The sequence below is a fragment of the Paraburkholderia hospita genome (genome assembly GCF_002902965.1).
Classification (GTDB): Bacteria; Pseudomonadota; Gammaproteobacteria; order Burkholderiales; family Burkholderiaceae; genus Paraburkholderia; species Paraburkholderia hospita.
The window spans coordinates 540000-558595 of the sequence record NZ_CP026108.1; the positions used below are offsets into that span (position 1 = coordinate 540000).

An 18596-nucleotide genomic window follows, 5' to 3' on the forward strand; every position below is an offset into this window, starting at 1 on the left:
CCAGATAGAAGATCAAAGTTTAACGCTGTAGTGGTGAACGTCGAAAGGTTGCGCAGCAATCGAGTGTGATGACAAGCCAGGTAGGACCGGGACGCATGAAACCTGAATAAGCTGAAGAGCTTCGAGCTCGCCGGACGAATGAGGCGTGAGTCAGCGGATTTCATAGGGGCCCGCAGCGGCTGTAACGACTGCGTCAAGGCCGGATAGAGAGCCGCAACCAATCCTGCAAGTCGGAACACCCGGAAGTTGTTGCAAAAAGGGACGCGTTCATAGAGCAGCTTATGACTGACCTACAAACTGACTTTGACTTCCTGCCCCTGCGGGTGATCGGTAAATCGGCCGACGGCAAGAACCGGTACGACCGTGATGGCAAGCGCAAGCTGATCGAGGCGTGCCAGAAGCCGGGAGCCTCCGTGGCCGGGCTGGCACTGAAGGCTGGCGTGAACGCCAACCAGCTTCGCAAGTGGATCGGCCTCGAGCGTAAAAAGACGCGCTCCCGAACTGAACGGCAGCCGACACCAGCCAGTACGCCGGCATTTGTTCCTGTTCTGGAAGTGGTTGATGCCGAACCTGTGCACTTGCCTCCCATGCCGTCCCTGCCCGACGCCCAGCCGGCTGCGGCACGGCGTGAACCGATGCGCCCCTCGCAACGCCCGCCGTTGCCGTCACGCCTGGTGGCGCAGTTGCCCAACGGGGTGAGTCTTGAACTTGAATGTACGCAACAGGACACGGCGCTGCTCAGGGCAATGATCGACGCGTTGGGGGGTCGCTGATGCTGAGCTTCGCCGATGACCTGAGGGTCTACCTGTATCACGAGCCGATCGACTTCCGTTGTGGCATCAATACCCTTGCTGCCCTGGTTGAGGATTCGATGCGGCTGGACCCGCTCGCACGCGCCGTGTATGCGTTCCACAACCGCAAATGCGATCGCATCAAGCTTCTGCTGTACGAGCGCACCGGTTTCTGGCTGCTGCTGCGTCGGCTCGAGCAAGACCGTTTCGTGTGGCCACGACGGCATCAGGAAGTGATCGAATTGACGACGCAGCAGCTTCACTGGCTGCTCGACGGCATTGACATCGACGCGCTTCGGCGTCATCCCGTACGCCATTACCAGCACGCCAGCTAGCCCGATGCGTTGCACGTAAACAACGGCAGACGCGCCATTTACGAATTGACGTAAACCCACGGCGCGTCGCGCTTCGCTATCCTGGAGTGCATGAAGAACGCACCCGACCTCAAGCGCGTACCCAAGACCGTCCAGGGCTATATCCACGTTCTCGAAGCGCGTGTAGCCGGCGACGCGAAACACATCGACGAATTGAACCAGCGCGTCGAGCAACTCGAGGAACAGGTCCGCCTGCTGCAGGCCGAGCGTTACGCACCGAAAAGCGAAAAACGCAAGGATCGCGTGTTCGACGAAGCCGAGCAGATTGCACGGACCGAACCCTGCGACGAGGACGATGAGGGTGTCCAGCCTGCGCTGCCCGACACCGGATTGCCACCGGCCAGCCAGCCTGAACGGCGCAAGGCCGGACGCAAGCCGTTGCCGGCGTACCTGAGGCGCGAACCAGTCGAATACGATCTCCCGCAGGACCAGCGAGGCTGCCCCTGTTGCGGCAATCCTATGCATCGCATCGGTGAGGACGTGAGCGAGCAGCTGCACGTCGAAGTCAAGTGGACCGTCCGTAAAAACGTGCGTTCCAAGTGGGCCTGCCGGCACTGCGAGCGGCACGCCGAACGTACTCCGGTCGTGCTTGCGCCGATGCCGGTTCAGCCGATCCCGGGCAGCCATGCGGACGCATCGGTGATCGCGACGGTTGCGACCGCGAAGTACGTCGACGGCATGCCGTTGTACCGGATGCAGGAAGCGCTCGCACGCTGGCAGATTCCGGTGAGTCGCGGCACACTCGCGCACTGGGTCATTCGCCCCAGCGAACTGCACTACAGCCGCCTGTACGATGCGCTGCATAAAACGTTGCTGTCGCAGCCGCTGATCCACGGCGATGAAACGACGGTTCAGGTACTCAAGGAATCCGGCAGGTCCGCGCAGAGCAAGAGTTACATGTGGTGTTACCGCAGCGCCCAGGATTGCGCCGAGCCCGTCGTGCTGTTCGAGTACCAGCCGGGACGCGGCCAGGAGCATCCGAAGAAGTTTCTCGGTGACTACAGCGGCATGCTGATGAGCGACGGCTACAGTGCTTGGCGCACGCTCAAAAAGGCAACGCACTTCGGATGCATGGCTCACGCGCGCAGGCTGTTCGTCAAGGCGGACAAGGCGGCCACAAAAAAGACGGACTCTGGCAAGCAGAAGACGCCGAACGCTCGCGTTGCGAAGGCGCTCGAGTACTTCCAGGCCCTGTACCGAGTCGAGGCGCTGGCAAAAGGCGATTTGCCTGCTGGGCTCACGCGAGCCGACTACACGTACGACCTGCGGCAAAAACATAGTGTGCCGCTGCTTGAGGCCTTTAAGGCATGGCTCGATGAACTGGCACCGAAGGTGGCGCCCCAGAGCCTGCTCGGCAAGGCGATCGCCTACACGCGCAACCAATGGGAATATCTCGGCCGCTACATCACGAATGGTTGCGCCCCCATCGATAATAAGGTCATCGAGCGCGACGTCAGGCCGTTTGCAACTTCGAGGAAAAGCTGGCTGTTCAGCGACACGGTGGATGGTGCGAAGGCGAGTGCCACGATCTACAGCCTGGTCCTGACATGCCGGGCTTGCGGCGTCGAGCCGTACGACTATCTGCTGCATGTACTCACGGAGCTGCCGCAGCGTGCGCCTGATGCAGACGTGACCGACCTGCTGCCGTTCAATTATGCGCGGCAACTGCAGGCCAAGGCACAGACCGGCTGACGTACTGGCCGCGCGTCGGTTCGTGACTGCGCGCGCTTCCATCCCCCCGATGCAGACATCGCCGGTTGATCTCAACCGCCGCGGTGCGGCTACGCTCGGCCGTCACTTACAAATGATTCTCCATTCGGTGTGCTAAAGCTCGCGCTTACGATCAGGTGGCGACGCGACCGCTGCTGATCGTGCCGCCGTGCATCAACAAGTTTTACATCCTCGACCTGCAGCCCGCAAATTCGTTCGTTCGCTTTGCCGCAGAGCAGGGCAATACGGTCTTTCTGGTGTCCTGGCGAAACCCCGATGCCGCGTGCGGCCATTTTACGTGGGATGACTACCTGCGTCAGGGCGCGATTCGTGCCATCGAGGTAGCGCTCGCAATCAGTGGCGCAGATAAGCTGAACGCGCTCGGCTGGTGCGTGGGCGGCACGATCCTGTCCACGTGGATTTGACGCGCCAACGGGTGAAGGACAGCCCTGGCATCGATACGCACAAGCCGGTTTCGCGCCAGCACGAGGCCGGATACTTGAGGTACTACTCCGCTGTATTGGGGCGGCCCCAACCTGTGGGGAATGGGGGAGCACCCCGTGCCGGGCTTCATCGGTACAGCGCACGTACGTCAGCAACTTTCGCTGTACGGCGACAAGCCGCCGGGAGATGTTCATCTACGCAGCGCGAGTCATGTTGAACGCTACGTCAGCGAGGCCACCGGTGGCAGCGTCGGCCATGTCCGCCGGTCTATTTTCCACGATGAAGCGTGGGTTGTCCGCTGTTTTATTGTCGACACTCGCAAGTGGTGGCCGGGCGGCAAGGAAGTGTTGCTGGCGACGCAGGGGATCGACGTTATCGACTGGTTTGCCTCTTCGCCTTCAAAATTCTTTCGCACTAACAATTCTGGACTGGGATCGTTTCCCTCGGATGGTTTTTATTCTTTTCGCCAGGGCAACCAGCAGCTCAGGCGCGCGGCACTCGCACACACGCTTTTCGGGGGCGGAGCGATCCAGGTCTTCGGTACGATCTTGACTGTAGCGAATCAGCCCCGGATTTTGCAGTTGCGATGCCGCTTCGGTGACCCTTGGTCGGCACACGCTTGCCGTCGACGACCTTCGGCCCCGTCCACCCCTTGGGCGTGCTCAGCACGATCATCGGCCAGTGTGGGCGTCCGGGCCGCTGGCCAGCGGGCAGCGCGCGGGCGTCGCGCTGAATCGTATGAATGTCCGCAACGACGATGTCGAGCGTCGAGAATCTGATGAATGGTTTCGGGGTTGTCCCCCTCAACGAAATATGGCTCGTAGCCGTAGCCCCGCATCAGATCCGTCAACTCGTCCTTGCCGATTCCTGCGAGCAGTGTCGGGTTCGCGATCTTGAAACCGTTGAGGTGGAGGATCGGCAGCACGGCGCCGTCGCGGGCCGGGTTCAGGACTACAGCGTGGTGAAACGGCAGTTCGACCGGCAGTTGCCTGATCTGAAGGCGATATAAAACGCGTATCTTTGTGCGGCGTACATAAGCTTGCCCCGGTCACCGGAATCATTGGCAGTGGGAAACGGCCCCTTGCCGGAGGACGTATCAGCTGGTCATCGGTTGCTCAATGACATACGATGTGGTGTCGCTCTGGCGCTCGTATGCGCCGGCCTCGACACTGGAGACGTTAATATGAGCAGAGCGGATGAGGTGACGGACGATGTCGCGCGGGCGGCTTTAACTGTGTTTTACCGAGCCATGTCGCTTAAAGATATATCCCTGTTTCGGACCGTTGTAACGCCAGACTGGCAGTACATCCCGCCTTCTCCAGGACCGGTGTCGGGTCCGGACTCTATGATCCCTGTGTTCGCGGATCTGTCGTATTCACTGCCTGACATGGACATCAGGATTCTGGATGTCCTGGTTCACGGAGACAAGGTGGCCGTGCGTGCGATCGTGACTGGGACGCAGTCGGCCCCACTCATGGGAATCGCAGCCACATCGAAACCTGTCAATTTTGCGATTCACTCGTTTCACGAATTCCGCAAGGGACATATTGCCAAAACATGGCACCTGGAAGACTGGCTAGGTGTTTTTCGTCAGATCGGAGAGTTGCCGTCGAACCTTCCGTGATGGCAGGTCGTCCGGTATATCCACTATGTGGCCTGTTCCTTGTATCGCTGCTGGCGCCGTATCTCGAATGCGAGGCCAGCTGTCGCCGCAGTTGGGAATCGTGACGCGGCGACACATCCGCGAGTACGCCATGCGGCGGAAATGAAGTTTTGGTCTGGTCCATGCCTGAAACCAACTCGTCGCACCCAGCAGCGTCAGCAATAGTCGATCGACCGCGGACGGTTGTCTCTGTCTAATCTGGAAGACTGATATGGAAAGCACGCCGAGACACAAAATCCCCGCAACGCTGATTCCTGGCGATGGAATCGGACCGGAAGTGGTTGCTGCAACGGTTCAGGTTCTTGACGCTTTAGGATCCCCCTTCATCTGGGACGTACAGCATGCCGGAATCGCCGGGGTCACCCACTGTGGGGACCCTCTACCAGATGTGACACTCGAGAGCGTTCGCAAGAACAAGCTTGCCCTCAAAGGTCCATTGACGACCCCGATCGGCGAGGGGTTCCGCTCTTCCAACGTTCGACTTCGCGAGGAGTTCCAGCTTTTTGGCAACGTTCGGCCCGTCCATACCATCATCCCTGGCCGCTACGACCAGATCGACCTCGTGCTCGTGCGCGAAAATCTCGGCGGGTTTTATGTTGCACACGAATACTACATTCCCGTCGGCGATGATCCGAAAGCGGTTGCAGTCGCGACCGGGGTAAACACACGCGATGCGTGCGTACGAATCGCAAGATTTGCCTTCGAATATGCCTTGAGGCACGGTCGAAAGAAGATCACCGTTGTGCATAAGGCCAACATCCTGAAGGCACTCACAGGAGTGTTCCTGGAAGCCGCTCGAGACGTTGCCCGGGATTACGAAGGTCGGGTGGAAATGAATGACATCATTGTCGACGCCTGCGCGATGCAGCTTGTGCTGAACCCGTGGCAGTTCGATATGCTTGTGTGCACCAATCTGTTTGGAGACATTTTGTCGGATCAGTTAGCGGGCCTTGTTGGCGGACTGGGCATGGCGCCCGGCGCCAATTACGGTACTGATACGGCAATTTTTGAAGCCGTGCATGGATCGGCGCCGGACATCGCTGGTAAAGACGTCGCCAACCCCATCTCCTTATTACTTGCGTCAGGCTTGATGCTGGAGCATGTTGGTAAGGGTGATCTCGCCCAACGATTGCGAACTGCAATCACTGAAACACTCAACACCGACCATATCTGTACGCGTGATCTGAAAGGCACTGCGTCAACGCGCGAGTTCGCCGCCGCAGTGGTTCGCCGGATCGAGAGCACGTAGTCACGGGGGAGAACAAGAACCTCGCAATCGGCGTGGGTACGGCCGGCTACGAGGTTTACCATGAACGTCGTTGATTTCGCTCCTGAAGTCTGGCCAGACGGACGCGCGATCATATTTCGTTTGTCTGACCGACGTTGTGATGTCGAATGTGCGATTACGCGAGAGGCGCTTGAAGAATATTTCTGGTTACCAACGGGCGCAGACGATGCGTCGCATGCTGAAAACATTTGCAGACGGTCGCCGGCGCATTCTCGCGGTCGCAGAAAGGAAAATGCGGGTGCGCCCAGATCAACCGGTCCGATTCACAATTGATGACTTTGTGGCGAAGCGCTAGACATCTGACGACGGACGGCGTTGGAGTCGGAATCTGCTGGTTCCGCGGCACGTGCGCCGAACGACGAAGGCATAATACTTGCACTGAACAAAACCGCACGATCGTGTGTCTCCGCCAAGTTCAAATGTCGTACCTCCAGCTAAATAGAAATGTCGGGTTTTGCTGTGCTTTTTCTTATGTTTTTGGGGTGGGGCGGCGCAGCCGCCCCCCGTTCCCTCATGCCGTTGGCGCTGACTTCAAGAATGACCTTGTTGATGTCGGCAACCTCAATGGCCCGCTGTTTCTTCAGCCCGATGAGCGCCTGCTTCGCGCGAACTTCTTCACCGCAATGCGTACGTGACGGCGAGCCCGAGGCGCGGCGCTCATCACGCATGGCCTGCACGTGCCTCGCAACCTCCAGGGCGCTGGCCAGCCGCTTGTTCTCAAGCTCCGCGCCCTGATCAATGCGCGTGATGCGATCGTATTGCCGGTAAGGCAGCGTGACACCGCCGGCCTGGATCTCGATGACGCCATCGGGATATTCAACGACCTCGACGTATTCATGGATCAGCCCACGGCAGACAGGCGTGTCATCCAGCAGGTACATCACGCGGTCGTACTGCACGGTCAGCGCATTGGAGACCTTGCGTGGCACGCGATACGCGAGGATCTGTCGCAGTGCCTCGTCGGCCCGCAGGGGCCGGTGCGCGTCGTAATCGCTCTTCGGTGGCTTGCCGAAACGCCGGTTGAAATCGGCGATGAAGGAGGGCGCATACGCATTGGCCGCCTCCCGCGTGCTGATCCCGCGCAGCCGCAGCTCCTTCACGAGGCGATCCTGCAGCGTCAGGTTGGCCCGCTCGACGCGTCCCTTGGCCTGACTCGTGTTCGCACAGAATGCGTCGATGTTGAGTTCGTACAGCGCGCGGCCGAACTGCGTGACACCTTTGCCCACCGTCTCCGAGCGCTGCTTCACGTAAAAGACGCTGGCCTTGTCGCTGTAGAACGCGACCGGCTTGCCGTGCGCGTCCAGATACTTCGCCAGCGCCTCAAAGTAGCTGAAGGTCGACTCCGTCGCCGTGAAGTGCAGCGCCATCAGCCGCCCGGTCGCGTCATCGATGAACACCAGCAGCGTGCAGGCGGGCGCCCGGTCCTCAAACCAGCGGTGATCGCTGCCGTCGATCTGGATCAGCTCGCCCAGACACGCGCGGCGGTTACGCGGCTGGTACACCTTTGGCGCACGTTCCCGGCGCGGAATCCACAGCCCGGCAGCCCGCATCAGCGTGCGTACCGTCTCGACGGCCAGTTCGATGCCATGACACTCCCGCAGCTTCTCGCACGCCAGCGTCGGCCCAAAATCCGGGTAGCGCTCGCGGATCAGCGCCAGCGCCCGCTGTGCCTTGCCGGCAGGAAGCTGATGGTTGCCCGGACGGCCTCGCTTGCCCGACACCAGTCCGGCCACGCCGGCCGCCTCATAACGCCGCACCAGCCGCTCCACCTGGCGCACGCCCAGTCCCAGCCGTTCAGCCGCCTGGCCCGGCTTGAGCCGGGCCTCGGTCACGGCCTGAATGACCTTGAACCGGTCCACCTCGCGCATCGTCATCGTGATCGTCCCAGTCGCATTCATCGCCGGCGCTCCCTGAGGAATGTCCGGCGCTCAAACTACCTAAAACACGACATTTCTATTTAGCGGAAACCCGACATTTCTATTTGGGACCTACATCGTGCTTGTTGCTAAATTACATTATGTCAAGTTATAGCGTACAGAACCGCACAGCCGAGGGCATTGATAACGTGTAGAATGTGGATAGATGTGCGCATATCTATCCACATGGAGGTTCACATGGCACATGCAGCTGCCGCCGTGTCACGTAAGGCGACCAATGTCACACTGCCTGTCGACGTTTATGAGCGAGCGAAGGAACTGGGCATCAACTTCTCACGTGCGTGCGAGCAGGCTTTACGCGACGCAATCAAGGCCGAGGAAGGTCGTCGCTGGGCGCAGGAGAACGCGGAGTTCATTAAAAACACCAACGACTGGGTCGAAAAGAATGGCCTTCCACTCGCTGAATACCGGATGTTTTGATGGCGCGATTTGAAGTTTATGCCAATCCGGGCAAAAGCAAGGCAAATACGCCGTACCTTGTCGACGTGCAGAGCGACTTTCTCGATGGCCTAACTATTCGGGTTGTTGTCCCGCTGATTCGTGCTGACTCTTTCCCTCCCGGCAAACTGCCAGCAGATTTCACGCCGTCCTTCGAGATCGCTGGCGTCAAATGCCTGATGCACCCGGCATTCATTGCATCTGTTCCGTTAAACGAGCTGGGTCCCTCGATCAGTTCATTGCGGGAGCATCGGGACAAGATCACGGCAGCGCTTGACCGTCTGCTGGGCGGCTACTGATCAATCAACCACTGCTGCTGCTGGCATTACCAAACGGGACCAACTCGGTCGACGCGACATTCCTCGCCAGCATCAAGCGATTTTGTCCCGTCACCTGGCTGCATCATGCAAGCTCTTGCATACAGTATGCTTCGTCGCCCTATCCTCGAAATTGAAGACCTTTGATTGTCGGTCGATGCGTAAACGCACCGAAAATATAGGATACCGATAAATATTCGCTAAATTGGGTTTCTGTGCACTCGTGATCCACGACTTGAGGGAGCGCCACAGGCCGTCGTCGGCGAAATCGCGACACCGCATTCCCGCCCAATCAGAGAGTTGGCCATAATGCGTCAGGAGTCCGACACATTTCGATCTCGTCACGATTTAAGAGAGAAACAAATCTTCGGCTCAAGCGGTGAAGCGCGGGACAAAAGATCACCCGCGGCGTTTCGCGGATTTCGACGTAGCAGGCGGACGTGCAACCGGCTTTTGAGATGCGGCAGAACGGTTGACCTTCGACGTGCCGGGATCGGTGTTGCCCCTGGCCTTTTTCAGGGCGGCGGCGCTGGACTTCGCGGTCGGCGTCGCGACCTTGTTTTTCGGTGCCGATTTCACGGTGGTCGCGGACGACTTCGGCGTAGTCGAGGCGGACGTTCTCGCTTTTTGCGAAGTGGATACCTTGCGCGTGCGGTTGCCTCGGACCGTGTCGGCATCTGCAAAGGGTTCCGTGTCAATATCGATACCGAATACATCGCCCAGAACCGCATTGTCGAGCAGCTTGCCGGACGCCGGGACGGTTTTTCCCGCACCAGACAAATTCTCGTTCGTGTGATTGACGAGATCGGACGGGTCAACGCCACGTAACGTAAAGAGCAATTCGGGCTGCTGGTCGAACCGTGCGCCGATGCCATAGAGTACTGCTGCGACGTGCTTGCACATCACCGCCCAATCCAGGCAGTTGCAACCGAACCTGATGTCCTTCGGTGCGGGGAAAAGCCCGGTGCCGGGCTTGCAGATGCGGCCCATCACGGCAGCCGATAGCTTGCCCAGCAGCAATTCGACCATCGAGTCAATCGACGACGAACAGTCGGCGCTCAACGCACGCCACTGCTTTTGTGGACAGGCTGCGACATCAATCTTGATTTCGTACTGGCTTGATCCCATCACCTGTGCATGGATCTTGCCCGCCGTAATCTGCAGGTCGATCACCGACCCATTGCGCACGTAGGTGCGACCTCTTGGCAGGCGACTGTCGTAATCGCTGTAATGCTCCAGATTGTCGCACCACGCTTTGCCCCAGAAGGTCTTTGCTATCGCGCCACGATACGGTGCGATGGGTGAGAGGGTCTTGCCAGCCTTGATCGCTCTGGCGACCAGCTGCTCCGCTTTTTTTCGGCGCTCGGCCACCGGGACGTAAGGTTTCCATCCACCGTAGTTAGCCATCAGCGTTCCTCTTCATGATCAGTTTTCCTGCGCGGAATGAATATCGAGCTTGACAAGAGCGAGCAGCTCCTGGTCACTCATCTCGGTCAGCTGCAGTTCCGCACCGCCTTCAAGCATATCGTTCACCAACTGCTGCTTCGATTCGATCAGTTGGTCAATCCGATCCTCGACCGTACCCTGGCAAACAAACTTGTGCACCAGAACATTCTTGCGCTGGCCAATGCGAAATGCCCGATCGGTCGCCTGATTCTCTACGGCGGGATTCCACCAACGGTCGAAGTGAATCACGTGGGAAGCCGATGTGAGATTCAATCCCGATCCTCCCGCTTTGAGCGACAGCACGAAGAACGGTGTTGATTCGTCCTCCTGGAACTGTCTGACCAATTCGCGCCGTTTGCCTACAGGCGTTCCGCCATGGAGAACCAGGCCCTCCCGTCCGAAAAGGGATCCCAGGAACGCAGCAAGTGGCTCGGTGGTCTCGCGGAACTGCGTAAACACCAGTACCTTTTCCTGCTTGGCCGCGATCACGTCGACCAACTCCCGCAGGCGGGCAAATTTGCCGCTGGCTTCGGGGCTCCATGCCGCGTCGCCAAGCCACTGGGACGGATGGTTGCATATCTGCTTGAAACGCATCAGGTAGCTTAATACGATGCCTTTGCGTTCAATACCGTCGGCGCCGTCGAGCGCCGCCGCCAGGTCCTTTACCGCGCGTTCGTACAACGCGGCTTGGACGGGGCTCAGGTGGCACCACGCTTTGAGTTCGGTTTTTTCCGGGAGGTCGGCGATAACACGCCTGTCTGTTTTCAGACGGCGCAAGATGTAGGGTCGCACAAGCGTGCGAAGCGGGCCAAAATGCTCGATGTTCGCCAAACGCCGCGTGAGACCGGCAAATTCCTTCGCCGAACCCAACAGCCCTGGATGCGTGAAATCAAAAATGGACCACAGATCCGACGAGCGGTTTTCCACCGGGGTGCCCGTCAGGGCGATACGTGACTGGGCCTGAAGCTTCTTTACCTGTTTCGTCTGCCTGGCGCCGGGATTCTTGATCGCCTGGGCCTCGTCGACAATCGCGATGCGCCACTGGATCGTTTCCAGAGCGGGTTGACGCAGCAGCGAACCGAAACTGGTAATGACGAGGTCTGTCTGCGTGAGCTGCGCGTCGTTCAGTGCGCGTAGTTCTTCTGCTGGCGTCACGGACGGGTGAGCCACCAGCACGCGCAGGCCGGGTGCGAAGCGTTCAGCTTCCGCGACCCAGTTTGCCAGCAAGGACGCGGGTGCGATCAGCAGGCTCGGGCGCGAGTCGGCCTGATCGCGCTTCAGGACCAATAGCAGGGAGAGTACCTGCATCGTCTTTCCGAGGCCCATGTCGTCGGCCAGACACGCTCCCAACCCAAGTTGGCTAAGCAGGTATAGCCATCGCACGCCGGCCCGCTGGTATGGGCGAAGCTGGGCTCTCAGGTCGGGGCCCGGATCGACCTGCGCCAACCCTTCCGGTTGGCGTAAATGCCCAAGCGTCTCTGCCAGCCAGTTTCCTGCAACGACCTGCGCCCAGTTCCGCTCGTCGGAGCCTTCAGCTTCGTCGCCTGATACACCCGCCAGGAGACGCAAGGCATCGTTCAACGGCAGTCCCGATTGCGCGGCCTTCTCCAGACTCTCAAAGCGGTGGACTACGTGGCCAAGTTTTTTCGTGTCCACTTCGATCCAGCGCCCCCGAATCCACTGGAGACCGTCAGCACCCTTGAGCAGACGCCTGATCTCGGCGGGAGTTAACGGCTCGCCATCGAGCGACACCTCCATTCTGAAGTCGAGCAGCGCATCCTTGCCGAGGAGCGACGGAGGCTGTGTCCCAACGCTGGCCCTGACCGCGGGTCGCGCGGGGCGGCCCGTCGCCCAGGTAGCCGGCAGCCGAACCATGATTCCGGCAGATTCCAGAGCTGGCAAATCGCAGAGAAGACGGTAAGCGTCAGCCGGCATCCAGCGCAACGGGTGGTATATTTCGCGCGATTCGAGCATCGCACGAAGCCAGTCGCAGCGGTCAGCGGCACGCCGAACCGGCATCAGGAGAGAGAGCAGCTTCGCCTTGTTCCGCGCACCAGAAAATTCCTCGAGCGCCCGCGAAAGTGGTTGATGTTGTGTCTTGCCATGGGCCGAGATGCGCGCTGCGTAGGTTGCCAGGAAGGCGAAAGGGGCTTCAGGGTCCTTGCGGTTTTCGGCAAGGTTGAAGTGAACACGGCCCACAAGATTCCAGGCAGGATGACGCGACTTGAGATATGTCTGAAGCGACTCCCCCGTGCTTGCCAGCTCATCACGTAAAGCGATGTCGATTTCGCCCCACAATGCGACCAGGACATCCGACGTGAGATATTCGGCACCCGTCATGGGCGGCGCATCTTCGATCAGTCTTTCGAAGTCCCCTGTGTCCGGTTGAGAGACTGCGACTTCCTCGCCTTCTGGCGTCGTGCATAAAGACGTGACATAGCGGGCGCCAAAGTCGCGCCACCATGCCCACGCAGGCGGCAGTGCACGCCCTATGGTTGCGCTCCCCAGATAGAGCAGCCCATGACCCGTGCCGCGCCTGAAGGAGGCACCCAGCGCAACGTCATCTGGCAAGGCAGGCGCATCGACGTCCGGCGCTGCAAGGAGGTGGCCTGCCGGTGTGATTTTTGGCGCGAGACGATCGCTATCGGTCGAAAACATGGATGGTCGAGAGGAAAGTTCCAGAGTCGAATGACTGTTCGAATGCAGGCGGCATGTAGCCTCGCGTGCAGATGACGTAATCTTGCGCCCCGGGATAAATTGCTATTTCTGGTCATGGTGCTGGCTTTCGGCAGCATGTTGTATGGCGTTGCCGGGTGACGCTTCTGTCCGCGCCGAACAAGGTTTGACCCGCAGGCAGCGGCAACCGAAACTTTCCTCGAGGTGCACGCCGGTTCGAGAGCGGTCAGTGCTTCGTCATGTGCCCTGGTACGCCTCCTGTTACCGATGCAATGCCGTGCGCCTTGATGGTGTTCAACGCTTCGGCCAGCGCGGCTCCGTCGGTCGGAAACGGGTCGTCCCAGACTGTCGATGTTCCGAGCGGGTCGATGATTTCCAATATCCAGCCATCGCGGCTGTCGTCTCCGGCCCGATAGATGTGCACATCGACCGACGTGCCTTCGCGAGTGACGCCCGTAGACAGCGGGGACAATGCAAGCGGATGAAACGCATCTTCCGTCGTCAGGCCGAGCGAATCGACAAGGAACAGATCCTCGGACTCATTCTCGTCTCGCGCGTCCAGATCGCTGCGCCCGGTATGCTTGCCTGTCCTGTCTTTCGGCCTTGAAGCCGCCGCGATCATGTTCGGCCGCTCGCCCTGCTCCATCAATTTTCGACGCTCCTCGCACCAATATTGATGGATATTGAGCGCTGCGGCCGCGAGCAGGTTTGCGAATGACCGGCGTTGCCCGACCGTGTAATCTCGCTGCTCCAGTTCGTGGTATCCGGAGGCCGTTCCAAACAACAGGATGACATTGAACCACTCGGGGTGTCGTTCAAGCAGCGGCTCCCAGGCCTCCCGGTCAATGTTGATGCCTTTGCAATAACCCTCGCACCATTCGTCGAGGATGAGAACCTCTTCGCCCTTACACCCGGTGGTGTGCAACGGGGGCTCGAACAGATCGGGACAGTGATTCAGGGCATTGTTGATATCGTTCCAGTATCGGATGATCAGTCCGGTAATCTTGCGTGCCCGCCCTGCTGACAAGAATCTGGGTTGACGTGTTGCGTGCCTTGCATCCCAAACCCACGGAAGAATCGCGCTCGGCATGACCGTGTTCGGTCCACAGATGACGGCGGTCAGAAAGCCGTGCAACATGACGACGTCCATCGCATCGTCGCAAACGGCATTGCTCGAAAGAAAGCGTTCGAGGACATCAAACTCTTCGTCAGTCAGTGGATCGTCCGATTCGGGATCGAGAGTCATGATATTCTCATGGGGATACACGGTAGACGCGATGATGATCGCCTGTGCATGTCGCTGTCGCCGACATGCCAGTATTTTACCCGATGGAGCGATGCGCAAATCGGACTGCCGGTCGGCAGGCGATGAAATTCTTTCGCGCACATGTCGCTAACCCCTGTGATTGATAGGGACGCGTTTTCTGGTGAAACTCCAGTTTCGCGACACCACATCCCCAGTGGTCCCGCACCTGAAACGCCCGGATGCCCAGTCACGGGCTTCCGTACTCTTTCCCCGATGCGACGTCGGTGTCCGCCGTGCGTGCACACAGCCATGACTTCGCGCCCGTCAACGAGCGCTATTACCCGCTCCTACCCGGAGATGGCAAGTCGACGCGCGGCGCACTTTGACGCATCCGTGGGCTACTCGCGAACGTCCTCGGCGCCCCCCCCGGCGTCTGCCCGATGCAGATGGCGTTTTTCCATGCGTTCCACCGTCGAAGCCCTCCGCCGGGCGATCAGCTCTTCCTAGAAGCGTTCGAGCTGACGGCTACGAGGGCGAATCCGCAGGCTATCGTTTCCAGCTCCTTGCCGAGTCACAGCCAGCCCCCTTTGTGATTCTCGGAGCCGGGTGCAGAAGATGAAGCGCCCGTTGTCAGTCAGGCATCTGGTCGAGCACGCTGGTCACTTTTCAGGTCGCTGAGACGACGGTTAACCGCGGTATTGAATGTGACGGAGATGAAGTTGGTCACCTGCCGCGCGCTTTTATCGGCAGCAGGCTTGTTGAGTGGAACGACGACGGCAATTCGAACTTTTACATAGGAATCCTACTCTATAACTGCTAATTCGGTTTATGTCAAATGCATAGGATACCTATTGATGTTCAAAAGTGCCAACGAAGCGCCGAAAGCATTAAGTTCGGCCATCGCGTGATCCGAGACCTTCGGCCCCTTTCACAAAAGCTGCCCTTGATCGCTCTCTGTGGCGCAGTCTTTGGCTCTCGCGGCGCTAGGGGGAACGACTCCGCATGCATTGCTTCCGCCGGATAGAGTCGAAGGAACGAACGCGCCTCGTCCGTTGACTGGCACTTCAGCCAGTCCGCGTATCTTTCCGGCGGCACAATCACGACCGAGCGCTTTTCATCGCCTGGCTTGTGAAAACGCCGCATCAGCGGGTGCTCATCCGAATTAACGGTTAACATCGTGAACGCTAGATTCTGCGAGCCGTCCGCCTCCGTCCATTGTCGCCACAAGCCGGCAATGGCCAGAGGGTCGCCATTGGCGGTACCTATCTTCCAACGCACTGCTTTTCCTGTCTCATAGTTTGGTTCGTAAAACGTGCGAAACGGGATCAGGCACAGTTGCAGATTCTTCCACGCGGCGCTGAAGCTGCGTTTCTGCTCGACCGACTCTGAGCGGGCGTTCATCGTGTCGAACACTTTGACCCCAGGCGGAATGTGCCGTCGCGGCACGATACCGAACGACGCGGGCACTGTCTCGAAGGATTCGCCGCCGCGCCGGAAGACCGGCGCAAAATAGTCCTTGTAGATCTCAGGCTTGTAGTCGAAGTCCGGTCGTGGGAGCAGGCTGAACACGTCCCACGCGTCGTTCGGATTGGCTTCGTAGCTTGTACACATGGCGGTCTCCTTGAGCCGCCATGATAGTGCAGTGAGCCGAGTGAGGCCGCCCTCTTCTGCTAACGAATTGCTGACGAATTCGGCCACGCGTCAGAGACGCGAAGGCGAACCGTGGGCGTTTTGCGAGGCGAATCGGTTGGTATTGCAGACGGCTCGTTCAATATGCGCCGTTTCGAAAGGCTGAGTGGCGTGGCGATGCAGGCGACGGCGATGGCTGACAAAGTTTCAAAAAAAGCGGGCACCACGGATGCATGCACTGACGGTCGAGGCTGGTACGCGTCAGCGGTACGCGGTTCGAAATTGAAAAGATGAGAGAGGACGTCGACGTGCGGTGGGCATGAAGCGGATGATCGATGATCTCTTTTTATCTTCACGCGCACGCGTCTGGGTAACCCGCTGCCCGTCGTTTTTCACGCCGCAGGACATCGGACGTATCCTTGCTACCGACGGTTGTATTGCTACACCGTGGTGATAGAAGTGCATACCGTCCCTCGGACTGACATCAGGCGCAGGCGCCCCCGTTTGGCGGCGGGCGACGTGATACAGCGCGATCTCGTGAATGGAGCGAAGATACGCGCCACACGTGGCACGCACGTGACCGACAACTTTGTTGGCGGATCGCAGCTCAGGGTTTTCGCGCAATCGCGCGAAGAACTGAATCGCCGTCGCGGGTAAGACGGGGGCGTTGAGCTCCGGACCCCAGCTTTTCCAGCGCGACGAGTTGACGGTCCAGCAGTATTCACGGTTCAGGTCAACCTGCTCGGGCGCAGCCGCGACTAGCATCAGGGTGGCGAATTCGTGCGGGCTCAGCATGTATGTGTCTCCGCTTACTCTGGAATGAACCGAGATTAACTTTGACGCAACTGGCCGTTTCCAAGTTCCAGGCTTCTGAGCGCCGGCAGATCTGCCAACAATCAAAAAAAGGGCCGAATTCGGTTGACGTTTATCGGCCATCACCGCCCCGTGTACAGGAGTAGGATCTGATCTGTGAGAAACGGCCTTCTAAGGTATTGATGGGCGGGGAGCTGTCGGAATGAAAAAAATCGCTTTGCTATGGAAGGTTGTCAGGGACGATTTGCGCGTGCTCTCATATGCGCTGCGGCATCCCGACCGTCCAAGATGGCTGATGCCCGCGACCGCTCTGGTGGCGCTGTACGCGATCGATCCTTTCAATGTCACTGTCCCATTCGTCGGGATTGTGGACGACGGTGTGCTAGTCCCGCTGGCATTGCATTTGATGGTCCGTTGTCTGCCAATCCAGTTGCGACGGCTACGCCGCCTATGAGGAAATCAACAAACAACGTGTTGCAGAGTTCGCGCCACGCCGCATGAATCAAGGCTCAGGACCCGAGTTGATTGCACAGGACCGCATAGTAAAGGTGAGTGACGGAACTTAGGAAAACTGAGTGTCTCTTGTGGGTCGGCAAACGCCTTTCGCGTTGCAAGGCAGCAGCCATACGCCAGCGTATCCTGTCGGCAATGGCGCTGGCGTTCACGGATGCGATACAAGCTATGCTTGCTATAACCGGGTCACGCCATGGCTAACCCGACAGATACCGCGAACGTTATTATCCGGCCACCGATCGCGTGGGTGGTCGCGGTGCTTGCCGGGCTCGCGCTCAACCGCCTCATTCCTTTGCCGTTCGTTCCGGCTGTAGTACCTGGAGGCTGGGTGGGAGCGATAGTATTTGCCCTTGCGCTCGCACTGCTCGTCTGGGCGATCGCGACCATCACCCGGTCCGGTTCGAACGTGCCCACCAACCAGCCGACCACGACCATCGTCGAGACCGGCCCCTACCGCTTCACGCGCAATCCTATCTACCTCGGTATGATGCTGGGGCTCATCGGCCTGGCTATTGCCGTCAACAGCCTGTGGCTGCTGCTGACGCTGGTTCCGTTCGCTCTCGTCATTCGCTACGGTGTAATCGCCCGCGAGGAAGCGTATCTTGAGCGCAAGTTCGGCGACGTCTATGGCCGCTACCGCGCGCGCGTGCGGCGCTGGCTTTAGTGCTTTGCGCGGGACCAGCCGTTGCTGGCAAGACGCTTCGAAGCGCCTCACGGGGCCGGCGCAAGATGATGCGATCTTGCCGTCCCGCCAGTCCAATTTATTCGCGCCTAGACTCCGCCGAATCTAACAAAATCGGTTCGGGCATCGACTGCCGCGCAACCAAATTCGCGAGCAAGTCGTTGATCAGGCGGAAGTCCTGGTCTCACTAATTCCGTCTCCCTGCAGCAGTACGCAATGGCTTTTCGATCGGCTTCGAACTGGAAAAGCTGGCGGGAGCAGGATCTACCAATACGGCGCGCAATCAAGCGGGTATTGGACGTGGTACCCAATAGACAGCGCATGCGCGCTGTGAGCGCACATTATTTCCCCGATTGCGATTTCCGACGCGCGCATCGCAAAAGTCAAGATCGTCAGACCAAATAAAAGAATTTGCGTTGATGGCTCAGTACACTACACTAGCCCGCGAATGCTTCGGAAAGCACTACATCTAGTGTTGATGGGGCGTTCAACGTGGGCTTGAGCGCTTGCGACCCAACAGCGGCTGCAACCGCTGTCGGGCGCATTACGCCAAGTCTTTCCTTGACCCAGCCTCCGAGGAAAGGAGGTAAGTTTGAAAGACCTTGTGATCGAGCTAGCCTGCAAGCTAG

At 59.1% G+C, this 18596-nt stretch carries 14 protein-coding genes and 3 pseudogenes; 10 read left to right on the plus strand and 7 right to left on the minus strand.

Features of this window, described 5'->3' with window-relative positions; translation table 11 throughout:
* The first annotated feature begins 281 nt into the window (after positions 1–281).
* The 4 genes and pseudogenes from tnpA to C2L64_RS46870 form a co-directional block, all read left to right on the plus strand.
* Positions 282–773, plus strand: coding sequence for an IS66-like element accessory protein TnpA (gene tnpA / locus C2L64_RS46855; RefSeq protein WP_103154112.1), 492 nt, complete (start codon positions 282–284; stop codon positions 771–773).
* Positions 773–1126, plus strand: coding sequence for an IS66 family insertion sequence element accessory protein TnpB (gene tnpB / locus C2L64_RS46860; RefSeq protein WP_158660621.1), 354 nt, complete (start codon positions 773–775; stop codon positions 1124–1126). Before tnpA ends, tnpB begins: the two co-directional genes overlap by 1 nt.
* 90 nt (positions 1127–1216) lie before the next feature.
* Positions 1217–2857, plus strand: a complete 1641-nt coding sequence (tnpC, locus tag C2L64_RS46865; RefSeq protein ID WP_103154114.1) for an IS66 family transposase — start codon at positions 1217–1219, stop codon at positions 2855–2857.
* 152 nt (positions 2858–3009) lie between these two features.
* A pseudogene (locus C2L64_RS46870) lies at positions 3010–3291 on the plus strand (class I poly(R)-hydroxyalkanoic acid synthase); the annotation flags it as partial.
* A 511-nt stretch (positions 3292–3802) separates the two neighbouring features.
* Here C2L64_RS46870 and C2L64_RS55415 read toward each other — a convergent pair.
* Positions 3803–4244 (minus strand): annotated as a pseudogene (locus tag C2L64_RS55415) (phosphoketolase family protein).
* A 258-nt stretch (positions 4245–4502) separates the two neighbouring features.
* On the opposite strand from C2L64_RS55415, the gene C2L64_RS46880 reads away from it, so the two are divergent.
* Together C2L64_RS46880 and C2L64_RS46885 are read left to right on the plus strand one after the other, a co-directional pair.
* Positions 4503–4943 carry an ester cyclase gene (locus C2L64_RS46880; protein ID WP_086909209.1) on the plus strand — a complete coding sequence of 147 codons (441 nt, stop codon included), beginning with the start codon at positions 4503–4505 and terminating at the stop codon, positions 4941–4943.
* A gap of 250 nt (positions 4944–5193) precedes the next feature.
* Positions 5194–6231 (plus strand): isocitrate/isopropylmalate dehydrogenase family protein, encoded by a 1038-nt coding sequence (locus C2L64_RS46885; RefSeq protein WP_103154116.1) that lies wholly within the window; start codon positions 5194–5196, stop codon positions 6229–6231.
* A 473-nt stretch (positions 6232–6704) separates the two neighbouring features.
* Here the strand turns inward: C2L64_RS46885 and C2L64_RS46895 are convergent, their stop codons facing one another.
* Positions 6705–8168: an ISNCY family transposase gene (locus C2L64_RS46895; protein ID WP_007733814.1), complete on the minus strand. Its 1464-nt coding sequence runs from the start codon at positions 8166–8168 to the stop codon at positions 6705–6707.
* A 216-nt stretch (positions 8169–8384) separates the two neighbouring features.
* Here C2L64_RS46895 and C2L64_RS46900 point away from each other — a divergent pair, with 216 nt between their 5' ends.
* Positions 8385–8627, plus strand: a complete 243-nt coding sequence (locus C2L64_RS46900) for a type II toxin-antitoxin system CcdA family antitoxin (protein ID WP_039901976.1) — start codon at positions 8385–8387, stop codon at positions 8625–8627.
* Positions 8627–8944, plus strand: a complete 318-nt coding sequence (locus C2L64_RS46905; RefSeq protein WP_009769807.1) for a CcdB family protein — start codon at positions 8627–8629, stop codon at positions 8942–8944. The genes C2L64_RS46900 and C2L64_RS46905 overlap by 1 nt, the downstream gene beginning before the upstream one ends.
* Positions 8945–9361: 417 nt before the next feature.
* Here C2L64_RS46905 and C2L64_RS46910 read toward each other — a convergent pair whose 3' ends face one another.
* The 5 genes and pseudogenes from C2L64_RS46910 to C2L64_RS46930 all read right to left on the minus strand — a co-directional run bounded on the left by C2L64_RS46910 (position 9362) and on the right by C2L64_RS46930 (position 16754).
* Entirely contained in the window at positions 9362–10369 is a 1008-nt protein-coding gene (locus C2L64_RS46910) for a hypothetical protein (RefSeq protein WP_103154117.1), read from the minus strand.
* 18 nt (positions 10370–10387) lie between these two features.
* Positions 10388–13066: a DEAD/DEAH box helicase gene (locus C2L64_RS46915; protein WP_103154118.1), complete on the minus strand. Its 2679-nt coding sequence runs from the start codon at positions 13064–13066 to the stop codon at positions 10388–10390.
* A 244-nt stretch (positions 13067–13310) separates the two neighbouring features.
* On the minus strand, positions 13311–14330 hold the full coding sequence (locus C2L64_RS46920; RefSeq protein ID WP_103154119.1) for a UPF0149 family protein: 1020 nt from the start codon (positions 14328–14330) through the stop codon (positions 13311–13313).
* Between the two features lie 858 nt (positions 14331–15188).
* The gene (locus tag C2L64_RS46925) at positions 15189–15941 is read right to left on the minus strand and encodes an SOS response-associated peptidase (protein ID WP_103154370.1); all 753 of its coding nucleotides are present in this window, start codon (positions 15939–15941) and stop codon (positions 15189–15191) included.
* Positions 15942–16566: 625 nt separating this feature from the next.
* Positions 16567–16754: pseudogene (locus tag C2L64_RS46930) on the minus strand (hypothetical protein).
* Between the two features lie 220 nt (positions 16755–16974).
* On the opposite strand from C2L64_RS46930, the gene C2L64_RS46935 reads away from it, so the two are divergent.
* Complete coding sequence (locus C2L64_RS46935) at positions 16975–17226, plus strand: YkvA family protein (protein WP_103154120.1); 252 nt, start codon at positions 16975–16977, stop codon at positions 17224–17226.
* Positions 17227–17478: 252 nt separating this feature from the next.
* Positions 17479–17949: a methyltransferase family protein gene (locus C2L64_RS46940; RefSeq protein ID WP_103154121.1), complete on the plus strand. Its 471-nt coding sequence runs from the start codon at positions 17479–17481 to the stop codon at positions 17947–17949.
* The last annotated feature ends 647 nt before the right edge of the window (positions 17950–18596 follow it).

What these genes read in the sequence shown, in the direction of transcription:
- C2L64_RS46920 (WP_103154119.1), bottom strand. Translation starts at nt 14,330, where the DNA reads ATGACTCTCGATCCCGAATCGGACGATCCACTGACTGACGAAGAGTTT.
- C2L64_RS46895 (WP_007733814.1), bottom strand. Translation starts at nt 8,168, where the DNA reads ATGAATGCGACTGGGACGATCACGATGACGATGCGCGAGGTGGACCGG.
- C2L64_RS46885 (WP_103154116.1), top strand. Translation starts at nt 5,194, where the DNA reads ATGGAAAGCACGCCGAGACACAAAATCCCCGCAACGCTGATTCCTGGC.
- C2L64_RS46900 (WP_039901976.1), top strand. Translation starts at nt 8,385, where the DNA reads ATGGCACATGCAGCTGCCGCCGTGTCACGTAAGGCGACCAATGTCACA.
- C2L64_RS46880 (WP_086909209.1), top strand. Translation starts at nt 4,503, where the DNA reads ATGAGCAGAGCGGATGAGGTGACGGACGATGTCGCGCGGGCGGCTTTA.
- C2L64_RS46915 (WP_103154118.1), bottom strand. Translation starts at nt 13,066, where the DNA reads ATGTTTTCGACCGATAGCGATCGTCTCGCGCCAAAAATCACACCGGCA.
- C2L64_RS46925 (WP_103154370.1), bottom strand. Translation starts at nt 15,941, where the DNA reads ATGTGTACAAGCTACGAAGCCAATCCGAACGACGCGTGGGACGTGTTC.
- tnpC (WP_103154114.1), top strand. Translation starts at nt 1,217, where the DNA reads ATGAAGAACGCACCCGACCTCAAGCGCGTACCCAAGACCGTCCAGGGC.
- tnpA (WP_103154112.1), top strand. Translation starts at nt 282, where the DNA reads ATGACTGACCTACAAACTGACTTTGACTTCCTGCCCCTGCGGGTGATC.
- tnpB (WP_158660621.1), top strand. Translation starts at nt 773, where the DNA reads ATGCTGAGCTTCGCCGATGACCTGAGGGTCTACCTGTATCACGAGCCG.
- C2L64_RS46905 (WP_009769807.1), top strand. Translation starts at nt 8,627, where the DNA reads ATGGCGCGATTTGAAGTTTATGCCAATCCGGGCAAAAGCAAGGCAAAT.
- C2L64_RS46940 (WP_103154121.1), top strand. Translation starts at nt 17,479, where the DNA reads ATGGCTAACCCGACAGATACCGCGAACGTTATTATCCGGCCACCGATC.
- C2L64_RS46910 (WP_103154117.1), bottom strand. Translation starts at nt 10,369, where the DNA reads ATGGCTAACTACGGTGGATGGAAACCTTACGTCCCGGTGGCCGAGCGC.
- C2L64_RS46935 (WP_103154120.1), top strand. Translation starts at nt 16,975, where the DNA reads ATGAAAAAAATCGCTTTGCTATGGAAGGTTGTCAGGGACGATTTGCGC.